Genomic DNA, 20,822 nt, shown 5'->3' with positions numbered 1-20,822 from the left:
TTGGCTTTATTCATGTGTTTTTCTTTGTTCTACATATCCATAAATGATTTTAGTATACAAAATCGTAGGTATCAAAAATACTATGCATAAAAGTAAAATAAGGATATTAACCCAGCCTCTTATTACAGTTACGTCTATTAGATAAGATTGCGTAAAAACCGCAAGAATAATAAACAAAAGGCTTTTCCTGCGGTTGCTCAGTCGAAAAAGCTAACAGATTAACGGAAATACTGCAAAAAATAGTCTGCCGCGACGTCTGCACGGCAGTACCACTTTTTTCTCACATTTTAATTTTTCAAATACTCGATTCCCGCGTTTTGGTCGACTTTAACGACTTTGTCCCCGTCGAAGCAATAAAGATTACCCGAAATAAATTTACTGGACTGCATGTCAAAGGCTTTTGTGTTTTGACCCTTCTCCAGACTATTGTTGTCAACTGTAAGAAGAGCGGTTCTCAGCGAAATTTCTTCCTGAGGCTTGAATACCATTACAATTTTGCCGTTATCATTTTTTATGCCATCAACGATTTTCAAGCCTTTGCCGATTTTGTCAGTATTCAGCGCCTGATCTGATACGATCTTCGCCGTCAGCGAATTTACGCTATTTGCATACTCAATCTTGATAATAGATGGCTGAAACTTGTCATCTATGTTAACGTCTTCATACGCGACATAACCTTTATACATCGTTATTGTATCATCGGTTATATCAAGTATTTTTAAATTGCTGAATTTTTGGTCTGAAATAATGGCACGGCTTACATTGTCTTTTTTAACACTCACTATATAGGTGCCGTTCTCGTCAGAATAGGTAAAATAAAATTTATTGTTATATGACACACCGGTATTTATTAATCTTGAGGAGATTGAATCCACATCTAATTCAAAGTTAAGTTTTCTGAGTTTCCCCGAGTGTTTGTCAACGGAATAAAGATACCATTTGGTTTCCTTGTATTCACCGGCAAGTATTTCATCATTATTTTCAGCGATAAACATAAGGGTGCGGCTGTTAAGCAAATATACCTTTCCCGAGGCAAGGTCCAGTAATTTATCATTGCCACTTCCGTTTCTTTTTTTAATCAGCGCAAAATCGTTTTCCGGACTCAAAAAAGCTGTGTCGGATTGCTCGGCGTCTTTGTCCTTAACACCATAAGCTTTTAGTGTTTTATTTACTATATTAAAGGAACGTATCTTATAATATCCGTCCTGCGGAATGCAGTCAACCACTGAATTATCAAGACTCTTTATCGGCTCATAACTGACTTTCGAATCTTTTAAAATATTGATATTACATCCGGAAAGCAGCATTATTAGTGGTAATATTATACAAAAACTTTTTTTCATTAGTTCAGGCTCTCCTTAAAGGCATATTTGCTTGACAGCTTCTTGACCAGCATTTTTAATTGTACATAACCAGATATCATGATTATGCCAAGCGATAATAACAAATCCAATACCAGATACAATGGTATATTGTTTGTTAAAATATCAAATCTAAACAGTACACTCAACAGATAGAAAATAATAAATGACAATGATACAGACCCGACAAAGGCAATAAGACCGTAGCAAATAAATTCAGACATGAATATCTTATTGACCGCAGAATCCTCTATACCAAATATGTTGAATAGGGTAATGTCACGCTTTCTGAGTATAAGTATCTGCTTTAAGGAAGATGATATACTGATAACGCTAAACAGCAACAAGACAAGAAACAAAACGGCGCTTACCGCAACGATAACTACTGCGAACTGCGGAATCTGCTTAGTTGATTTCAGCGCATATCTTGTTGTTATACCAGAATTGAACCCTTCTATCTGTTTTGAAATATCGCTCATATCGTCGACATTCGGTACGATAACAATTATTCTGCCAAATTGCGGTACACCATCTTCGGTCTGGCCACGGGCGATTTCTTCTGCTGTCTTATCATCTATTAAAATCGTGTCGTCAGGAAAAAGTCCGCCTGCACTGTTATTTGAAAAACCGCATACTTTTCTTGTTACATTGTAAAATTCAGTTTTTCCTTTATTGTTTCCTTTGCAATACCTTTGTTCTTCAATGGAAACATTCTCCCCAATCTTAAACTGATTCTTGTCTTCCGTATTTAATATAATAAAATTCTGATCGCTTACATCATCCTTAACTCCAAAATACTTAAGGCATCCTTTTGGTACTCCAAGTATTGTTCCAAAATCACTGATTTCTTTATTTTTACTGAAATAGACTGGGTGAGCAAAATCGCAAATTGTATATTCTACACCTTTTATGTTTTTAATTTTTTTATTTAAATCCATATTTATTAACGACATATCAGTATCACTGTATACTTCCATGAAATACAAGGCTTCATTATCAACAATCCCTGTCTTGAAATTATCATATAAACTCTTGACCAAACCTGAAATCAGGTTAAAAATCAAAAGGAATACAATTAATGATAAGATAATACTGACAAATTTCTTAATATTGCTTTTAAAAAAAATCAGAAATGTTGGCACATAAATCACTTCTTTCAATTGTCTTATAAAGCTTAAGATATGCTCAATTCTCCGTTTTCTAAGGTATAAATCCTGTCGGCGATTTTGTCGAAGTCGTTGTCATGCGACACCAAAACCACCGCGTGTCCATTGTTTTTCAGCTCTGTAAACCATGTTATAATTTTTTCCCTATTAAAATCGTCAATATTGGCTGAAGGCTCGTCTGCAAATATAACGGCATCATTTTTCATAATAGCTCGGATTATTGCAATACGCTGCCGCTCTCCACCAGAAAGAAACTTCGCCTTTGTTTTGAGCCTATCTGACATATTAAACCTCTCAAGGTTTTTTGTTATCATTTCCTTAGCTTTTTCACGGTCCGGAGCAAGAGTATATCTTAAAAATATCTCAAGGTTTTCCTGAACGGTCAAATCTTCAAACAGGTTATAATCCTGAAAAATAAAACCCATTTGATTCTTTCTTGTTTCGCGTTTCTCCTTTGCGGATAATTCAAGTGCATTCTTGCCGCGCCAATAGTATGTACCACCGTCGGGATTCTCCAGAAAAGCGCAGATATTGAGCAGGGTAGTTTTTCCCGCACCGGATCTGCCCTTTATCAATACGATTTCAGAAGCAGCTGCTTCCATGCTTATGTCCTTTAATACATTCTTATCAGCGTAGGATTTTGAAATTTTTTCAAGCTTAATGATTGTCTCTTTCATAATAACTCCTTTATTTATTTGCAATACTTTCTACATAAAGACCCTTTTCAGTCGCCATAATATTCATTGATTTAAAGTTTCTGTCTGCGCAGTAACCGTTTGAAATCTTAAATGCTTTTATTTTATTAAGTATCATGTCATGATCAATCTTGACTCTTAGCTTTGAAGATAATTGCTCCGCAAGCTGCGCGATATCTAATGTAAAATCACCGTTGTAATTATTTATTTCATTTATTTTATTTTTGAACAGTTCTATAGCTTTCTCTTTATCCATATTTGACATGATATCAATATATATTAGATCAATGTATAATATATCTTTCGTATATGCGTATTCGCTGCGAATACTATTATAAGCGTCATTAAGTGAATCCTTATATCTGGTTGAATCAATATTCTCGCATTGCAATAACTTTAACGCATAGTAGCTATTTACAAAATTTTTACTACTTATATTTAAATTTCTAGCGCTAAACTTGTCCATATTATTTCTAAGATATTCGGTGAAATCTTTATTACCTTTAAAATAAGGCTTTAATAAATAACAATAATATAACTCGAGATAATTTGTACTTATATCAGGCTCTCTTTTAAATATTTTTTTAAGATAGGTATTAGCCATATCTTGGTCATAATAATTATTAATATACTCATTTATTTTTAAATAACTATAAAAAGTCCTGAAAGTAGGCATCAATGCGGCTGCTGTTGAAAATTCAAACTTATTATTATGAGGAAGCTCTTCCACCCATCGGCTAAGATAGGTTTTATATTCTGGGTCATTCTCGAGCAATTCATAAAGGTTCAGCTTTATAACTACCGGTAAATCTATTTGTTTGCTAACGTTCTCGGCGATTCTCTTGACTATTGTTTTTACCTTTGAATTATTAGTTCCAGTCGCTTTACATCCCGCATTAAGCAGAATTAGCGTACTATAGTCTATTGGTTTTTTACTGTTATTGTTTAAATAATCATTAAACTTATTGTTTATTGCGACTTTCGCAAGGTGATTTATGACAAGCACCTCCTTTATTATGAATTATTATTATTTAGCGCTAATAATAACCATAATTTATAACAGGCACTGCAAATTCAACTGTATTTTAATGCTTCTTATATATTATTAATTTTCATATTATTTAATAAATTAAAAATTGTTTCCATAATCAATTATACTGATATAAATTTTATGTCAATAATAATCAGGTAGTTTTTTTAATTATCTGTATTTTATGTCTTAAATTGTATTCTTAGAGTGATAATAAGCAGGGAGGAATCTATATGAAAGAATTTTTCAGCAACATTCCAAAGGTAAAGTATGAAGGGCCTGATTCAAAAAATCCGTTTGCATTCAAGTTTTATAATCCGGAAGAAAAGATTGCCGGCAAGACAATGCGCGAGCAGCTCAAATTCTCTCTTGCTTACTGGCACACGCTCGACGCCGAGGGTACAGATATGTTCGGCCGGGCAACTATGGACAAGAATTTTGGCGAAACCGATCCTATGGCTATATACAAAAATAAGGCTTACGCCGCGTTTGAACTCATGGACAAGCTCGATATCGACTATTTCTGCTTCCATGACCGAGACATAGCGCCGGAAGGCCCGACCTTATCCGAAACCAATAAAAACCTCGACGAGATTGTCTCTCTTTTGAAAAAACTTATGGCTGAGCACAATAAAAAGCTCCTGTGGGGCACTGCAAATACATTCTCACACCCGCGGTATGTGCATGGTGCGGGAACCAGTTGCAACGCGTCCGTTTTTGCATTTGCCGCGGCACAGATCAAAAAGGCAATTGAGATTACAAAGGAGCTCGACGGCTGCGGTTATGTCTTCTGGGGAGGCCGCGAAGGATATGAGACCCTGCTCAATACCGATATGGAGCTGGAACTCGACAACATGGCAAGGCTGCTGAAGATGGCAGTGGATTATGCACGAAGTATCGGTTTTAAGGGCGAATTCTTTATTGAACCCAAACCGAAAGAGCCGACAAAGCACCAATATGACTACGACGTATCTACTGTTCTCGCTTTCCTGCGCAAATACGGCCTTGATAAGGTGTTCAAGGTCAATATTGAAGCGAACCACGCGACGCTTGCACAGCACACCTTTCAGCATGAGCTGAGGGTTGCCAGAATAAACGGTGTGCTGGGTTCGGTCGACGCAAATCAGGGAGACGTAATGCTGGGCTGGGATACCGACCAATTCCCGACAAACGTTTATGATACGGCCCTTGCTATGTATGAAATCCTTAAAAACGGCGGGCTTCCGAGCGGCGGACTTAACTTTGACTCAAAAAACCGCCGGGGTTCATTTGAGCCCGAGGATATCTTCCACGGGTTTATCGCAGGCATGGACGCATTCGCTTTAGGCTTACGCATAGCAGATAGGATAATCCGTGACGGCAGGTTGGAGCAATTCGTCAAAGACCGGTATAAGAGCTACCAAAGCGGCATTGGCGCAGATATAGTTTCAGGTAGGGCAAAGATTGAGGACCTCGAAAAATATGCCCTTAAGCTTGGGGAGGTTAACGCTATCGGCAGCGGTAGGCAGGAATACCTTGAAGATATTCTGAATTCAATAATGTTCGGAAAATAAACGGCAATACTAAACCGCACAAACCCTTGTTTGTGCGGTTTTACTGTTATGCTTCAATTGATTTATAGTTCCAGTTCTGTCCTGAAACCAAACCCCGCTATACTCGTTAGGCTAAGTAGAAAAAAGAATAATGAAATGATTACGCCAACATTTGCGAGCTTTGTTTTATGTATAATGCTGTCAGAAATTCCTATACAAAATCCGGCAACTGTAATTAAAATGCCAATAATAGGGAACCACAACCCTGCTGCTCCGATAATGCCCAGAATAATACTGGCAATCGCATTAAATTTGCCTTTCAACCGGCTTGTGCTATTCCCAGCCACCATATCCCCCCTCTCATAATTTACCCCTCCGTTTTGTCATCTCATCAATGCATTGTTCGCAACGTTATAGAACCACACATTTAACAGCAAATATCATTGATTTGCATTGAATGTGAGTAATTTACAGCCGATAGTTTATATTTTATACTATATCTTATTAAATTTCCACATTTTTAATAAAAAATATTATTAAATTTTGTTAGTGTTTATAATCGGCTCGGCTCTTTTTTAAGTATATTTGTATAAATTATACATATAATGTTTTTTATAATAAATTATTTTGTTAAACAAAATCTTTTCTGAAGAGATTTAAACCCTATCGTATGGCTTTAATATATTTAAGTTTTGATGAATATAAATGGGTTTACGGCATTATTTCAAGAAATAAAAAAGGCAGCCTTTTCGGCTGCCTTTTTATGCAGTATTATTTTTTATGATAATGCGCTTATGTTATAGTCGCGTTCAAGCCTCTTTGCCAACTGTGCGATTGGGAGGCCAACAACGCCGTAGTAATCGCCGTCGATTGATTCAACAAGGATGCTGCCCTTGCCCTGGATAGCGTAACCTCCTGCTTTATCGAACGGCTCACCGGTTTCTATATAACGGTTTATAAGATCTTCATCAAGCTTCATGAAATTAACTTTAGCCTGAACAAAGAATGTTTCCTGTCTCTCTTTTGAAAGTATTGCGACACCTGTATAGACTCTGTGCAACCTGCCGGAAAGCTGTCTTAAAAGGCTTCTCGCCTGTTCGACATTTTGCGGCTTTCCTACGTTTTTACCGTCTATGCAAACGATTGTATCAGCGCCAATAACAACCTCGTCGTCAGCCTGGGTAAATACAGAATTTGCCTTTAAAAGTGCAAGTTTCATAACAAGGTCAATCGGTGGAAGTTTAATGCGTAAATTTTCATCAACTTTAGGTTCACGAACCTCAACTTGATAACCGGCATTCTCTAAAATAGCTTTTCTGCGCGGTGAGGAAGAAGCAAGTATAATCTTCATAATAAACACTCCATTAAAAAAAATTAAAAATAATATATTAAAATCTGCCTGTGGAGCCAAATCCCGCATCGCTGCGGGCTGTTTTTTTTGTTTTTTCGCCCCACTCAATTTCTAACGAAGGTAATTGCATAATGACCAACTGCGCAAATCTTTCTCCTGGCTCCAATACATAGGGAGTCTTTGAAAGGTTGCAGAGGCCGACTATTATTTCCCCGGTATAATCACTGTCAATCACACCTACGCTGTTTGATAATGTTATGCCATGTTTTGTAGCAAGCCCGCTTCTAGCAAACAAAAATCCAGCGTACTGTGGTCCGGGAAATTCAACTGAAATACCAGTTGGTATGGATACAAGACCACCGGGCTCTATTGTAACTTTTTCAGGAATCGCAGCGTAAAGGTCAAGGCCTGCCGAACCTTCAGTTGCTTTCGTCGGATGTTTTATTGTAACACCCGGATGGTTTACCTCGATTAATTTGATCTTCATAGCTTGTCCCCAAAATTAATTAATCTATATTTTGTCTTTAAATCGCGGTTTTATGTCAATTACCGCGTTAAATACCTTTGTGAAAATACAACCCTCTTGTGAACTCTCCATCTGGTGCAAGTCCCTTTTTACAGCTCTCGATAATATTTTTTACTTGATTTCGGTTTTCAATCGTAAAATACAACTCGAAAAAATCCATGCCTATCTTGTCAAACTCGCTTTTCTTATCGAGGAGCCATAACGGACGCGAATTTAATATTTCTGAAACCCCGTTGTCACAAACTAAAGGAAATTCAGTCTTTGTCCTGTCCTTTATCGAACATTTTCCTTTTGAACAGCCTCTGAAAGACCTTACCGGACAGTTCCTTACCAGCATAAGCGGCAGCCTGCCGTAAATGATAAGCCCCCATGGAATTTGAGCTCGTTTTGATATGTCGATAATACTTTTAATTGGCGTTTCAAAGGACAAGACACTTGAACTGACACCGATTTCTGAAAAAGTATTGATTGCAGCACTATTTGAAATATTAAGTCCAAAATCGCCATGAACATTAAAACCAAGTTGTTTTGCAAGATATACTGCGCCTAAGTTGCCGCAGACGGCATCATTTACCCCCAATTCTCTCGCTAAAGAGAGCTTTTCTGCCGTATGCTTTTCGTCGGAGAATATTGTCCTTGGAATTTCAGCGGCTATTCTCACGCCTTTTTTTATAAGTTCCGCGGCTTTGTCAGTCAAAGTACCGAAAATCGGCATAATGATCATATCAATACCGTCTAAATCTAAATCATTTGGAATCTGCTCTATGCTGCGGAACCTAAGCCTTAATTTTTTAACATCTTTTCTCTTTTTTGTTGAAAATCCTGAGTTAAATGTCTCTATAACGGATTCGTCAAATGGGATTGGTCTGATTGCACTTCTTTTTTCGTAGATTTGGCACAGTACCTCCCTTCTTAGCTTGTTGATTTCAGAAACTGGAACGGAAAGACCCGGCTCAATTGAAATCTTGATATCGGCTGCTTTAAAAGGCGTGCCTCCTGTTTTTAATAACTTGTCCCGAGCCGTTTTCCATTCAATCTCGTGTTTTTGTGCTTTTTCAGGCGGTGAACCTTTAACCTCTGCAGTATTCATATCGCAGTCGCGAGCCTTAAGGCTCACGCTGCTTTTATCTATGTTAAGGTAGAAATCTACTATTATTTTCTGTCTCTCTACACCCTCAAACAATTTACAAAACCGCTTTAGTTGGGGAATCGCCATTTTATAATCTTCATATTGTCTGACACCGAACATATCCTTGTCAATTTTCGAATCAAAATAGCCTGAGGTAAATCCACTTCTTGAAAACGCCACCTTTAATCTGTCTAAATCCTCACCTGAAATCTTCTCGCCGTCTGCTGCCTTTCTGCAGCATGATGTGGCGGCGTAAACATATTCGGGGCTTTTCATTCGCCCCTCTATCTTAGCTGATACTACGCCCAGCTCTGCAAGCTCTGGGATATTATTTATAATTGACAAATCCTTTAGCGAAAGAACATTTTTTGCGCTTCCCACAGAAAACGGCAGTCTGCACGGCTGTGCGCACAATCCGCGGTTTCCGCTGCGACTGCCTCCAAAGAAGGCACTCATGTAACATTGTCCTGATACACTCATACAATGTGCACCATGAACAAACACTTCAAGCTCTATCGGGGAGGACTTTGCAATCCGAGCTATTTCATGGCTTGAAAGCTCTCTCGCAAGCACGACTCTGGAAAATCCCATCTCTGCCAACTGGTTTATTCCTGAAATATTATGCACTGACATCTGAGTGGAAGCATGCAGTTTGACTTCCGGTGCCGCGCGGTGTATCAGTGATGCAAGTCCCACATCCTGCAAAATTAAAGCGTCTATTCCTGACGCACATACATTAGATGCGAGTTTTAGGGCTTCTTTGATTTCATAGTCAAATACTATTGTATTCAGCGCAAAATAGGCTTTTATACCCCTCGCGTGACAATATGAAACTACGTTTTTTATGTCCTCATCCTTAAAATTCTCTGCATTTCTCCTTGCATTGAAACTTGAACCGCTGAAATAAACCGCATCTGCCCCAGCCGCTGCGGCCGCCTTTAAAGAATCCCATGAGCCGGCTGGCGATAAAACCTCAATTTTACTATTCATTTGTTTTTTATTTGCTCCTGAAGTGCCTTGAGTCCATTCATTGTTTTTAGGGCTTTGAGTTCTTTTCTGGCTTCCTCTTCACTTCTTCTTACTTCATCAAGTTCTTTGCGCAATCTTGAAACCTCGTCAAGAGCTTCTTTGATCTGCCCCCTGAGATTATCGGCCGCCTCTTTTTCCTTGGTTGCCTCATCACAGAATTCAAGTGCTGCAAAGATTGACGCAAGCGTCGTCGACATAGTAGGAGAGCTGTCCATCGCTTTTCTTATATATTCGTCCACCCGGTTTCCGGTCTGACGAATATACTCTTCGCTGTCTTCGGAAGCAATAAGTATCTCACAGTCTGCAATTTTTAATTTAACCCTGTTTTTTGCTCCCACAGACTTTCCTCCCTTTTGAAACTTTAAATAGCCGTTTTTTTAATATCTGTTTTTTTTCTCCGACATATGGCAGATTGACAGACATAAAGACGTTTTATTTGAAATAATTCAACAATATAGTTTATTATTCCATAATTGCGAGTTATAATATTTGACCAAAAGAATAATTACAATTACTATTAATTATAATAAATTCTTTCAAAAAATGAAGTGTTTTAGCCGTATTTATTATAAAATACGTCAATTTGCACATTAAAACGACATAATTATACCGCCAATTTATAACTTTTTTCGCAAAAAAATATATATTTTTATGAACACTGTAATTAATATCTGGTTATTAAGGTATAAAGCACTCAATAAGGCAGATAATATGATTGTAAATTCGAAAGGAGGTTAGATAATTTGAAAGCAACTGGTATAGTAAGAAGGATAGATGATTTGGGACGTGTTGTCATTCCGAAGGAGATACGCAGAACCATGCGTATCAGAGAGGGTGACCCGCTTGAAATATATACGGATAACGACGGAGAAGTCATATTTAAAAAATATTCACCTGTAGGTGAGCTTTCTCATTTTGCAAACCAATATGCGGAGGTACTTTCAAAGACGTCGAACTGCCCAGTGCTCATTTCCGACCGCGATGTGATTGTATCTTCTGCCGGAATCTCTCGAAAAGAATCTGTCGAACACCGTATATCTGATGAACTTGAAAAGATACTTGAACAGCGAAAACCATATGTCTACGACGGGAAAAATAAAATTATTGCTGCAGAAGGCATTGATAAACCGGTTTCTTTAGCAATACCAATACTCGCCGCCGGAGACCTTGCGGGCGCAGTTGTACTCCTACAAGGCGAAAACGTCACAATACCAAGCGAGACTGAAATTAAACTCGCCTCAGCTGCCGCGTCTTTCCTTGCTAAACAAATGGAAGAATAATCAAAATTATGCCGGCCGGTTCCATATACGGCCGGTTTTGATTAAGAAAAATTTTTCCAAAACGAAGACGCCTGTTATTATATCACAGATTACATACAAATAAAAGGGTTTTTTAAAATTTTTTTGATTTTTGCTGTTAAAAACTATACCCCGGGACAATGATTGTCCCGGGGTACTATTTTCGGCTATTTGCTTATTGATTTTCTTCTGTAATTTGTTCAGAAGTTTCCTCTGACTCCGTGTCTTCAGCTTCTTCACCGGTGTCCTCATCGTTATTCTGATTGGCTTCTTCATGCGGGGAACGTGCCACAGTTACAACATGCGTGCCTTCATTGATGCGCATTAAGTGGACGCCCTGAGCATAACGCGAATAGATTGGGATTTCGGAAACATTTATGCGGATTATTACGCCGTCAGAGGAAATCAGCATGGCGTCGTCTGTCTCATCCACTATCTTAATGCCCGCTACAGCTCCAGTCTTCTCATTGATGTTGTAGCTGGTAAGGCCCTTCCCGGCGCGGGACTGGGTGTGGTATTCATCAAGGTTGACGCGTTTGCCAAATCCGTTTTCGGTGACGGAAAGCAATGTCGCGCCTTCTCTTACGATCGACATACCCACTACTTCATCGCCCGGCTCGAGTTTTATCGCGCGGACACCGTGAGACGCCCTGCCCATTGCCCTTGCGTCGGTTTCTTTAAAGCGGATAGCGTTGCCGAGGCGCGTACCGACGATAAGCTCAGAGTTGCCGTCCGTCAGCCTTACTCTTACAAGCTCATCGCCTTCGGCCAGCAGAATACCGATTATGCCGCCTTTGCGCGCGGTATGGTATTCTTCCAGCGGAGTGCGCTTTATTATGCCTGATTTAGTAACCATGACAAGGTACTTGTTGTCTTCAAACTTAGGTACCTTTATCATTTCGGTTATCTTTTCATTCTGCGCAATCGGCAGGATGTTAACTATATTGACGCCTTTAGAGTTGCGGGAACCTTCTGGCACTTCATACCCTTTGAGGCGATAGACACGTCCGAGGTTTGTGAAGAACAAAACATAATCGTGAGTCGAACACACAAATAGTTCTTCGACAAAATCTTCCTCACGGCGTGTAAGGCTGGATACGCCTCGGCCGCCACGCCTCTGGCTGTGATATGTGGACGATGGCTGGCGTTTGATATAACCAAAATGGGTAAGCGTCATTACGCAGTCTTCAACAGGTATCAAATCCTCGACGTCAACTTCGCCGCTGATTGATTCAATCTGCGTCCTGCGCTCGTCGCCGTATTTATCGCGGATCTTAATAGCTTCTTCCTTGACGATGGCAAGAATCTTGCCCTCATCCGCGAGGATAGCCTTGTATTCTTTGATCTTTTCGAGCAGGTCCGCCAGTTCTTTCTCGATTTTGTCACGCTCAAGTCCTGTCAATTGTCCGAGTCTCATCTGCACAATAGCCTGAGCCTGCACATCATCAAGACCGAACCTCTCTTGAAGAGCTGTTTTGCCTTCAGATATAGACTTTGACTTGCGGAGTATATCTATGACCTCATCGATAAAATCAAGCGCAATTTTTAATCCTTCTAAGATATGTGCCCGCTCTTCAGCTTTTTTGAGGTCATACTTGGTACGCCTTGCCACAACCTGCTCCTGGAAACGGATATACTCCTGAAGCATATCTTTAAGCGGCAGGTATTTCGGCACGCCGTTTACAAGACAGAGCATTATTACAGGAACAGTCTCCTGAAGCTGGCTGTAGCTATAAAGCTGATTCAATATAACCTGCGGGTTTGCGTCGCGCTTGAGTTCAATAACGATTCTAAGACCGTCGCGGTCGGACTCATCACGCAGGTCGGATATGCCGTCTATACGCTTTTCCTTGTGAAGGTTAGCAATGCCCTCCAGCAGGCGGGACTTGTTGACCATGTATGGAATCTCAGTGACAACAATGCGGAAACGGCCGTTCTTTTCTTCTTCAATTTCCGCCTTTGCGCGGAGCGTAAGCCTTCCACGCCCCTTTGCATAGGCTTCGCGGATGCCGGCACGTCCCATTATAATGCCGCCCGTCGGGAAATCCGGGCCCTTGATGCAGCCCATCAGCTCATCAAGCGTCGCGTCTGGGTTGTCAATAAGCAGCAGCATGCCGTTTATTACTTCAGTGAGGTTATGCGGCGGGATATTTGTCGCCATGCCGACGGCTATACCGGAGCTTCCGTTGACAAGCAGGTTCGGAAAACGGGAGGGAAGAACTGAAGGCTCCTTGAGCCTGTCGTCAAAGTTTGGCACAAAGTCGACAGTCTCTTTGTCTATGTCTGAGAGCATTTCCAGAGAAATTTTCGACATACGCGCTTCGGTATATCGGTAGGCGGCAGGAGGGTCGCCATCGATCGAACCGAAGTTTCCATGACCGTCAACAAGCGGATAGCGCAGCGAAAAATCCTGAGCCAGACGCACGAGAGCGTCATAAACCGACGCGTCGCCGTGAGGATGATATCGGCCGAGCACGTCGCCGACCGCCGTTGCGCATTTGCGATACGGCTTGTCCGGCATGAGGTTATCCTCGAACATTGTATAGAGAATACGCCTATGAACCGGTTTTAATCCATCGCGTACGTCAGGAAGCGCCCTTGACGCAATAACTGACATTGAATAGTCAAGAAATGATTTTTTCATTTCTTTTTCAATGTCAACCGGTATAAGCTTTTGTCCGTCAAAATCCATTTAGCGGTACTCCTTTTCTGGCTTATATATCAAGGTTCTGAACGTACTTTGCATTTTTCTCAATAAATTCACGCCTTGGTTCGACCTTATCGCCCATAAGTATAGTGAAAATCTCATCCGCCGCCGCGGCGTCTTCCATTTCAACCCTAAGGATTGTGCGGTTCTTCGGATTCATTGTTGTCTCCCAAAGCTGCTCTGGGTCCATCTCGCCAAGACCTTTATAGCGCTGTATCTCAGCGTTTCCGCCAAGCTCCGCGATGTATTTGTCCCTCTCTGCATCGGAAAAGGCATAGCGCACTTCCTTGCCTTTGGTCAGCTTATAGAGAGGCGGCTGAGCTATATAGATATGTCCATTCTCAATCAGCGGGCGCATAAAGCGGAAAAAGAATGTAAGCATAAGCGTACGTATATGTGAACCGTCAACATCGGCATCGGCCATGATAATAACCTTGCCGTAACGGAGTTTTGTTATATCGAAATCCTCACCCAGCCCTGTACCGAGCGCGGTGACGACCGGCATCAGCTTTTCGTTGGTGTATACCTTGTCGAGCCTTGCCTTTTCAACATTCAGCATCTTGCCCCACAGCGGCAGTATAGCCTGGAAACGCCTGTCTCTGCCGCCTTTCGCTGAGCCTCCTGCGGAGTCACCCTCGACAATATAGATTTCTGTATTGGCTGGGTCTCGGTCAGTGCAGTCGGCGAGCTTGCCCGGAAGCGAGGCCGATTCGAGAGCTGATTTTCTTCTCGTAAGGTCTCTTGCGCGGCGGGCAGCTTCTCTTGCCCTTGCCGCAGTCATTGCTTTATCAAAGATAGCCCTTGCGACAGAAGGATTTTCCTCAAAGAAAGTCATCAGTTTGTCATAAACCATGCTGTCCATGAGGCTTCTGACCTCGGAGTTGCCGAGCTTCGCTTTTGTCTGGCCTTCAAACTGGGCTTCACGGAGCTTAACGCTGATAATTGCAGTAAGACCTTCCCTGACATCGTCACCGGTCAGCTTCTTGTCGTCATCTTTTATTAATCCTGCTTTTTTGCCATAATCGTTGAATACGCGGGTCAGCGCCGTTTTAAATCCAGTTTCATGGGTTCCGCCGTCGTTAGTATGAATGTTGTTGGCAAACGAATAGATTGATTCGTTATAGCTGTCGTTATACTGCATGGCGACTTCCGCGAAAGTATCGCCGTCAGAGCCAGAAAAATAAATAACCTCCGGGTGAATTACTTCAAGAGCGCGCCTTTTGTGAATATACTCTACAAAATGGCGGATTCCGCCCTCATACACCATTACTTCGCGGCGGACGTTTTCTTCTCTATGGTCCTCAAGGGTTATGTGAAGTCCGGCGTTCAAAAATGCTTGTTCGCGCAATCTGGAAAGCAATATATCGTAGTCAAATACTGTATCCTCAAAGATTTCGGCGTCCGGTTTAAAGGTTACCCTTGTGCCTGTTTTATCGGTTTCGCCTTTTATAGTAAGATCAGTTACGGCTTTGCCGCGTTCATAGCGCTGGGTATAAATCTTTCCGTCGGAAAATACCTCAACCTCCAGCCATTCGGACAGCGCATTTACAACTGAGGCACCGACGCCATGAAGGCCGCCGGAAACCTTGTATCCGCCGCCGCCGAATTTACCGCCGGCGTGAAGGATTGTGAATACAACAGTTACCGCCGGGATTCCCATTTTTGGATGTATATCTACCGGAATACCGCGGCCGTCGTCCGTAACCCGTATGATATTGTCAGGAAGTATCTCGACCAGGATATGTTTACAGTAGCCGGCAAGAGCCTCGTCTATTGAGTTGTCAACAATTTCATATACCAGGTGATGCAGTCCGTGGGAACTTGTCGAGCCGATATACATGCCCGGACGCTTTCTTACCGCCTCAAGGCCTTCAAGGACTTGTATCTGGCTGGCGTTATAGTCAGCGTCGGTCATGCTCGATTCCATTCCTTCTGCCTGTGCAATTTGTTCTTTATATTTATCCATTTTTCCCCTCCGGAGTTTGTCAGCTTTAGTGCCATTTATTAAAAACAAATATCCTCGGTTAGACCGAATATTGTTTTGAACTTTTTTCACCAATAAATCTGGAAAAAGCCACTAAATCAGTAGTTCCTTAGATAAAAGGTCCGATGAAGATGCCGTTTCAAGCCTTTTTTTAAGTGTTGACGAGGATATTTGGGATATATAAACAATTGTATTTTTGTCGTATTTGTTTCTTTTTAATCTTTTGCGGCAAACTATAAATGACTTCGGAAGTTCGTCAGAAACGCTTATTATTTCCTTGTTGGGCGACGGTTTTAGGTACTCTTTTGCAAGCTTTGAAGTACTTGCAGTTTCAATATCGAAAATACCTATTATGTCTTCAAACCTAACTATTACGTCGTTTCCGATATGCAGATACATGAATACCTCCAAAGCAATTGTTTCACATTATTTGAACGCGCGGATTAAATCTATTTTCGCCTTTCAACCACGCCGTTTTTTACCTCAAAAGAAGCGCCTCCGCTTAATGCTTCAAGCCCTGACGGGTCACAGCAGGTTATAAAAACCTGAAAACCGCCGATGTTGTTGAGTATGTAATTCTGGCGGTTCCGGTCAAGCTCCGACATGACGTCGTCCAACAGCAGTACCGGAGGTTCACCGATCGTTTCTTTCAAAACTGCTGCTTCTGCCAACTTCAGCGCCAATACGGCAGAGCGCTGCTGGCCCTGAGAGCTGTAAAGGCGCGAGTCGACGCCGCCTATGCTGATTTTTATGTCATCCCTATGGGGACCTATACGGGTAAGCCCCGCCTCTAAATCGCCTGAGAGCCCGTTTTTCAATGCCATTTCAAGGGAAGCCCGGATTTTTGCCAACGCGTCTTTTTGGTCTGAAACATCCGTCGGGTATGAATTGCTCGGCGATTCATAGTCAAGTTCCAGCTTTTCATCGGTTTTTGAAGCAATGCCTTGGTAGACAGCCGAGGCTTTGTCTTTCAGGCGTAAAAGATAGCGCAGCCTTGCAAAAACTATCGCCGCGCCGGCGGAAGCGAGTCTTGAGTCCCAGACTGGCAGGGTATCCAGAAGCTCGCTGTGGGCGGGTATATCTTTTAAAAGCGCATTGCGCTGTTTTAAGAGGTTTTTATATTCATTCAAAACCGCTGCATGCCGCGGCCAGATTTCTGTAATAGCGCAGTCGATGAATTTCCTTCTGTGCTGAGGGCCGGATTTCAAAAGAACGAGGTGGTCCGGTGAAAATACAACTGCACAGAACTGGCCTGAAAAAGAGGAAAAACCCTGCATCTTAATTCCGTTAAGCATAAACTGTTTTGCATCGGCGGTTAGTGTGGCAGACGCAGTGATTTCAAGATTGCGGGCGAAAAAATCGAGGGAAATGGAGGTAAGTTTTTCGCCAAACCTGATAAACTCGGTGTCTTTGGAGCCCCGAAAGCTCCTGGCGCCGGTGAAAAGCCAGATGGCTTCAATAAGATTTGTTTTGCCTTGTGCATTATCGCCGTAAAGCACATTGACACCGTCATGCGGCTCAAAGTTTAAAGTCTTGAAATTCCTGAAGTTTGAGCAGGTAAGGCGTTTTACTATCATTGAGAAATAACCTCGATAACCAAACCGTTATAGCTTACAGTATCGCCGGCCCTGATTTTTTTGCCTCGCAAAAGGCATGGTGCGCCATTGACCATAACACTGCCGGACGCAACGGCCGTTTTTGCCTCGCCGCCCGTCATTGTCAAACCTGCAAATTTCAGCAGCTGGTCAAGCTTTATATACTCAGTATTTATTTTTATTTTTTTAGTTTCAGGCATCAGTTTTTAACCTCACTGGCAGGACGAGAAAGATGAAATTCTCCCCGTCTATTGGATAAATACGCATCGGGGAAAGAGGGCCATTCAAAAATACCCTTATTTCGTCGCACTCAGCAGCTTTGAGCGCGTCAAGCAGATAGCGGTTGTTAAAGCCCATTTCCACAGTGTCTCCCGTAAGGGTAGCGGGTATTTCGTCATAAACCTTGCCCGACGGGGTAGAGCATGTAACCTTGATGATGTCTTTGTCAAAAACGCAGCGTACAGGTGATTTGAGCCTGTCGGAAATAAGAAGAGAGGCTCTTTCTATACTATCTGTAAAATTGCGGACATTTATTCTGATTTCAGTGGAAGAAGCGTTGACAATAACGCTGCGGTAATCCAGAAACTCCCCTTCGAGAAGCCTTGAAATGATAGTGTAACCATTTATTTCAAAAAGAATATGTTTGCGGCCGATGCACATGTTTATGTTTTCATCGCTTTCAGGAGACAGCATTTTTAGGATCTCGGACAACGTTTTGCCCGGGACTACGAATTTTGCCGTCAATGAATTGTTTATTTTTTCCGTCCTTACGGCGAGGCGGAAACCATCGACTGAAACAATTCTTATTTGGTTTTCTGAAAGCTCAAAGAGTGAGCCGGTATGAACAGGCTTTGTATCATCCGTTGAAATGCAGAAAATGGTTTGCCTTATCATGCTGGACAGGATGTTTTGAGGCATGGAAAATTTTTCACATTCAGTGAGAACAGGTGTTTCCGGGAATTCACTCGCTGGAATTCCAAGAATAGTAAATTCAGAAGCACCGCTTGTCACAGTTGTGAGAAGTTTATCGTCAACCGATATGTCAACATAATCGGTGGGAAGTTTTCTGAGTATTTCTGAAAACAGCTTTGCGTTCAGAACGACATTGCCTGGTTCAGTAACATTAGCGTCAAGGGTTGTCGTCATTCCGATTTCAAGGTCGTTGGACGTGAGGGTTATCTTATTGTCGGCGGCTTTGATAAGAATACCTTCAAGAGCAGGTATTGTCGTTTTAGTGGAGACTGCCCTTTGTATAACACTGACAGCGTCCGAAAAGTTCTTTTTGCCGCATGAGAATTTCATCTAATTACACGTCCTTTCTATAAAGAAAAAGAAATAAAAATATTAAAAAGTAGTAGTTATAGAGGCTGTTGATTTGTTGAAAGAGTGATGAAAAACCGTTTTGCTTCAATGCTTTGAAGGTGTTTTTTATGTGTTGAGAGGGTGTCAAATCTATAAAAGTTATTGACAAAGGATTCACACTGGCTGTTGACAAAGTTAAAAAGTGTTAAGTTGAAGTTGATAAAAAGTAAATAAATCTGTTGAAATGAAAATTTTGAGAAAGGTGGGTTGTTAAGAATGTTAAAAGGTGTGTTGTTGAAAAGTCTTAACTAGCTTGAATATTTTTAATAATGTCCTCAATTGTAGCCTTAAGGCGGGCATTAGATTTCATATCTTTTTCAACTTTCTGAATGGCGTAAACAACAGTTGCGTGGTCACGGTGACCGAATTCATCGCCGATATTGGTTGTGGAAAGCTGTGTTATCTCACGCACTATGTACATAGCGATCTGCCTTGCCGAAGAGATATTGCCGGAGCGCATTTTGCCCCTGATGTCGGCCGGAGATACGTTGTAGGTTCTCGCAACCTCGTCTATGATGCGCTGAACCGTTACAGGAACCGGCTGATTGTCATTCAGGATGTCTTTAATAGCCTCCTGAGCTGTAGCCACTGAGGGGGCAAGGCCGTTTAAAAGGTTATAGGCCTTAATTTTCTTGACAGCGCCCTCGAGCTGGCGGATATTGTTTTTGAGCCTGTTGGCTATAAATTCAGATACCTCGTCCGGCAGTTTTATGCCGAGAAGCTCCGCTTTACGCTTTATAATGGCGAGCCTTGTTTCAAAATCAGGCGGCTGAACGTCCGCAAGCAGTCCCCATTCGAAGCGGGTCCTCAGTCTGTCCTCGAGGGTCTGAATTTCCTTTGGAGGACGGTCCGAGGTAAGTACAATCTGTTTGTGGGCCTCATAAAGTGAGTTAAAGGTATGGAAGAATTCCTCCTGTGTAGACTCTTTACCAGCTACGAACTGGATATCGTCTACAAGGAGCACGCTGGACTGGCGGTATTTGTTGCGAAACTGCATCTGATTGTTCTGACGAATGGATTCAACCAGTTCGTTTGTAAAATCCTCGCCTTTAATATAAACAATATTCATTTCAGGGTGATTCTTTTTAATCTCATGCTGGATGGCGTGGAGCAAGTGGGTTTTTCCCAGGCCTGAGCCGCCGTAAATAAACAGCGGGTTATAGGCCTTGGCGGGGTTTGACGCAACAGCAAGGGACGCAGCATGAGCAAATTTATTGGAACTGCCTACTATGAACGTGTCAAAGGTATATTCATACTCAGCATCTGCATACGTCTGTTCAATATCTTTGCTGCTGGGCTGGCCGGGCTTACTAACAGCGTCAGGCTTGTCCTCTTCGGTGAGAATGGTTATTTTCACAGGAAAACCAAGAGTCTCTTTAAAACCGTCTTTAAGATAATCCAAATAACGGCTCATAATAATTTGCCGCTGAAAGTCTGAACGGACAAATAATATAGCCTCGTCATTTTTTAATTCCATCGGTTCTATGGAATTTATCCAAGTATTCATTGCAGTATTGCTTATAAGTTTTGAACAATAACTGCAAACGCCCGACCATACTTCCGAAAAGGACTGCATGCTCTTAAACCTCCGAACATTTAATTTGTTTTATACATTGTTAAAAACTCTGTTGAAAATGTTGAAAACTTGTTCAAAGCATGGGGAAATGCTGTTAATACATATTTGTTGATATAAAAAAAACAGAAAATTCGTCAAAAAAAACACCGCACCCGGATATTAGGCTGCAGGATTCAACAGAAGAAAAAGATAACTTTGAGTTAAATGCTTAATTAATTGTACGAAATGTTAATGAAGTGAAGAGAAAAATAAATAATTTGAGCATAGTAGGGCAGTATCTTAGATACACAATAATATAATATCACAATTAAATTTTTATATCAACAGAATTCAACAGGCATAGTTTATTCTTATTGTAGGATTACAATAGATGTGTTACACTAGCGGATAAAAAAAGATAGCGAATAGGAAAAGCCTGTGCTATAGTTGAGCTGCAACCCACCAACAAAGCAAGGAGGTTTCCTATTCGCTATGAATAAGA

At 41.4% G+C, this 20,822-nt stretch carries 18 protein-coding genes; 3 read left to right on the top strand and 15 right to left on the bottom strand.

Annotation, left to right across the window (positions count from 1 at the left end; all coding sequences use genetic code 11):
- Positions 1 to 287 precede the first annotated feature (287 nt).
- From V6C21_RS10035 to V6C21_RS10020, 4 genes are all read right to left on the bottom strand, one after another.
- Positions 288 to 1,343 (bottom strand): hypothetical protein, encoded by a 1,056-nt coding sequence (locus V6C21_RS10035; RefSeq protein ID WP_045085061.1) that lies wholly within the window; start codon positions 1,341 to 1,343, stop codon positions 288 to 290.
- Positions 1,343 to 2,299 carry an FtsX-like permease family protein gene (locus tag V6C21_RS10030; protein ID WP_479268956.1) on the bottom strand — a complete coding sequence of 319 codons (957 nt, stop codon included), beginning with the start codon at positions 2,297 to 2,299 and terminating at the stop codon, positions 1,343 to 1,345. The genes V6C21_RS10035 and V6C21_RS10030 overlap by 1 nt, the downstream gene beginning before the upstream one ends.
- A 236-nt stretch (positions 2,300 to 2,535) precedes the next feature.
- Positions 2,536 to 3,204 carry an ABC transporter ATP-binding protein gene (locus V6C21_RS10025; RefSeq protein ID WP_052659797.1) on the bottom strand — a complete coding sequence of 223 codons (669 nt, stop codon included), beginning with the start codon at positions 3,202 to 3,204 and terminating at the stop codon, positions 2,536 to 2,538.
- Positions 3,205 to 3,214: 10 nt separating this feature from the next.
- Positions 3,215 to 4,228, bottom strand: coding sequence for a hypothetical protein (locus V6C21_RS10020; protein ID WP_479268955.1), 1,014 nt, complete (start codon positions 4,226 to 4,228; stop codon positions 3,215 to 3,217).
- A gap of 257 nt (positions 4,229 to 4,485) precedes the next feature.
- Between V6C21_RS10020 and xylA the strand changes: the two genes are divergently transcribed.
- Together xylA and V6C21_RS10010 are read left to right on the top strand one after the other, a co-directional pair.
- Positions 4,486 to 5,805 (top strand): xylose isomerase, encoded by a 1,320-nt coding sequence (xylA, locus tag V6C21_RS10015; RefSeq protein ID WP_479268954.1) that lies wholly within the window; start codon positions 4,486 to 4,488, stop codon positions 5,803 to 5,805.
- 48 nt (positions 5,806 to 5,853) lie between these two features.
- Complete coding sequence (locus V6C21_RS10010; protein WP_479268953.1) at positions 5,854 to 6,150, top strand: hypothetical protein; 297 nt, start codon at positions 5,854 to 5,856, stop codon at positions 6,148 to 6,150.
- A gap of 412 nt (positions 6,151 to 6,562) precedes the next feature.
- Here V6C21_RS10010 and V6C21_RS10005 read toward each other — a convergent pair whose 3' ends face one another.
- The 4 genes from V6C21_RS10005 to V6C21_RS09990 all read right to left on the bottom strand — a co-directional run bounded on the left by V6C21_RS10005 (position 6,563) and on the right by V6C21_RS09990 (position 10,157).
- Positions 6,563 to 7,135: a Maf family protein gene (locus V6C21_RS10005; protein ID WP_479268952.1), complete on the bottom strand. Its 573-nt coding sequence runs from the start codon at positions 7,133 to 7,135 to the stop codon at positions 6,563 to 6,565.
- A 37-nt stretch (positions 7,136 to 7,172) separates the two neighbouring features.
- Positions 7,173 to 7,622 (bottom strand): dUTP diphosphatase, encoded by a 450-nt coding sequence (gene dut, locus V6C21_RS10000; protein ID WP_034838062.1) that lies wholly within the window; start codon positions 7,620 to 7,622, stop codon positions 7,173 to 7,175.
- Positions 7,623 to 7,689: 67 nt separating this feature from the next.
- Positions 7,690 to 9,780 carry a U32 family peptidase gene (locus V6C21_RS09995; protein ID WP_479268951.1) on the bottom strand — a complete coding sequence of 697 codons (2,091 nt, stop codon included), beginning with the start codon at positions 9,778 to 9,780 and terminating at the stop codon, positions 7,690 to 7,692.
- Positions 9,777 to 10,157, bottom strand: a complete 381-nt coding sequence (locus V6C21_RS09990; RefSeq protein ID WP_034838060.1) for a cell division protein ZapA — start codon at positions 10,155 to 10,157, stop codon at positions 9,777 to 9,779. Before V6C21_RS09990 ends, V6C21_RS09995 begins: the two co-directional genes overlap by 4 nt.
- A gap of 405 nt (positions 10,158 to 10,562) precedes the next feature.
- Between V6C21_RS09990 and V6C21_RS09985 the strand changes: the two genes are divergently transcribed.
- Complete coding sequence (locus tag V6C21_RS09985) at positions 10,563 to 11,099, top strand: stage V sporulation T C-terminal domain-containing protein (protein WP_479268950.1); 537 nt, start codon at positions 10,563 to 10,565, stop codon at positions 11,097 to 11,099.
- Positions 11,100 to 11,292: 193 nt separating this feature from the next.
- Here the strand turns inward: V6C21_RS09985 and gyrA are convergent, their stop codons facing one another.
- From gyrA to dnaA, 7 genes are all read right to left on the bottom strand, one after another.
- A complete protein-coding gene (gene gyrA, locus V6C21_RS09980) occupies positions 11,293 to 13,809 on the bottom strand; it encodes a DNA gyrase subunit A (protein WP_045085055.1) in 2,517 nt (838 codons plus the stop codon).
- 22 nt (positions 13,810 to 13,831) lie between these two features.
- The gene (gene gyrB / locus V6C21_RS09975) at positions 13,832 to 15,751 is read right to left on the bottom strand and encodes a DNA topoisomerase (ATP-hydrolyzing) subunit B (RefSeq protein WP_479268979.1); all 1,920 of its coding nucleotides are present in this window, start codon (positions 15,749 to 15,751) and stop codon (positions 13,832 to 13,834) included.
- 150 nt (positions 15,752 to 15,901) lie between these two features.
- Positions 15,902 to 16,207, bottom strand: a complete 306-nt coding sequence (remB, locus tag V6C21_RS09970; protein WP_034838049.1) for an extracellular matrix regulator RemB — start codon at positions 16,205 to 16,207, stop codon at positions 15,902 to 15,904.
- 50 nt (positions 16,208 to 16,257) lie between these two features.
- Positions 16,258 to 17,385 (bottom strand): DNA replication/repair protein RecF, encoded by a 1,128-nt coding sequence (gene recF / locus V6C21_RS09965; RefSeq protein WP_479268949.1) that lies wholly within the window; start codon positions 17,383 to 17,385, stop codon positions 16,258 to 16,260.
- Entirely contained in the window at positions 17,382 to 17,603 is a 222-nt protein-coding gene (locus V6C21_RS09960) for an RNA-binding S4 domain-containing protein (protein WP_479268948.1), read from the bottom strand. Before V6C21_RS09960 ends, recF begins: the two co-directional genes overlap by 4 nt.
- A complete protein-coding gene (dnaN, locus tag V6C21_RS09955; protein WP_479268947.1) occupies positions 17,596 to 18,705 on the bottom strand; it encodes a DNA polymerase III subunit beta in 1,110 nt (369 codons plus the stop codon). Before dnaN ends, V6C21_RS09960 begins: the two co-directional genes overlap by 8 nt.
- 304 nt (positions 18,706 to 19,009) lie before the next feature.
- A complete protein-coding gene (dnaA, locus tag V6C21_RS09950; RefSeq protein ID WP_034838036.1) occupies positions 19,010 to 20,341 on the bottom strand; it encodes a chromosomal replication initiator protein DnaA in 1,332 nt (443 codons plus the stop codon).
- Positions 20,342 to 20,822 lie beyond the last annotated feature (481 nt).

Source organism: [Clostridium] cellulosi, from assembly GCF_036762875.1.
Lineage (GTDB): Bacteria > Bacillota > Clostridia > Oscillospirales > Ethanoligenentaceae > Ruminiclostridium_D > Ruminiclostridium_D cellulosi.
Note: the sequence above shows the minus strand (reverse complement) of the source record. Positions and strands in the feature narration are given on the sequence as shown.

Excerpts from the sequence above, each read along its gene's own strand:
- V6C21_RS10035 (WP_045085061.1), bottom strand. The coding sequence starts at position 1,343 with ATGAAAAAAAGTTTTTGTATAATATTACCACTAATAATGCTGCTTTCC.
- V6C21_RS10030 (WP_479268956.1), bottom strand. The coding sequence starts at position 2,299 with ATGGATTTAAATAAAAAAATTAAAAACATAAAAGGTGTAGAATATACA.
- V6C21_RS10025 (WP_052659797.1), bottom strand. The coding sequence starts at position 3,204 with ATGAAAGAGACAATCATTAAGCTTGAAAAAATTTCAAAATCCTACGCT.
- xylA (WP_479268954.1), top strand. The coding sequence starts at position 4,486 with ATGAAAGAATTTTTCAGCAACATTCCAAAGGTAAAGTATGAAGGGCCT.
- V6C21_RS10010 (WP_479268953.1), top strand. The coding sequence starts at position 5,854 with ATGCTTCAATTGATTTATAGTTCCAGTTCTGTCCTGAAACCAAACCCC.
- V6C21_RS10005 (WP_479268952.1), bottom strand. The coding sequence starts at position 7,135 with ATGAAGATTATACTTGCTTCTTCCTCACCGCGCAGAAAAGCTATTTTA.
- dut (WP_034838062.1), bottom strand. The coding sequence starts at position 7,622 with ATGAAGATCAAATTAATCGAGGTAAACCATCCGGGTGTTACAATAAAA.
- V6C21_RS09995 (WP_479268951.1), bottom strand. The coding sequence starts at position 9,780 with ATGAATAGTAAAATTGAGGTTTTATCGCCAGCCGGCTCATGGGATTCT.
- gyrA (WP_045085055.1), bottom strand. The coding sequence starts at position 13,809 with ATGGATTTTGACGGACAAAAGCTTATACCGGTTGACATTGAAAAAGAA.
- gyrB (WP_479268979.1), bottom strand. The coding sequence starts at position 15,751 with ATGGAATCGAGCATGACCGACGCTGACTATAACGCCAGCCAGATACAA.
- remB (WP_034838049.1), bottom strand. The coding sequence starts at position 16,207 with ATGTATCTGCATATCGGAAACGACGTAATAGTTAGGTTTGAAGACATA.
- recF (WP_479268949.1), bottom strand. The coding sequence starts at position 17,385 with ATGATAGTAAAACGCCTTACCTGCTCAAACTTCAGGAATTTCAAGACT.
- V6C21_RS09960 (WP_479268948.1), bottom strand. The coding sequence starts at position 17,603 with ATGCCTGAAACTAAAAAAATAAAAATAAATACTGAGTATATAAAGCTT.
- dnaN (WP_479268947.1), bottom strand. The coding sequence starts at position 18,705 with ATGAAATTCTCATGCGGCAAAAAGAACTTTTCGGACGCTGTCAGTGTT.
- dnaA (WP_034838036.1), bottom strand. The coding sequence starts at position 20,341 with ATGCAGTCCTTTTCGGAAGTATGGTCGGGCGTTTGCAGTTATTGTTCA.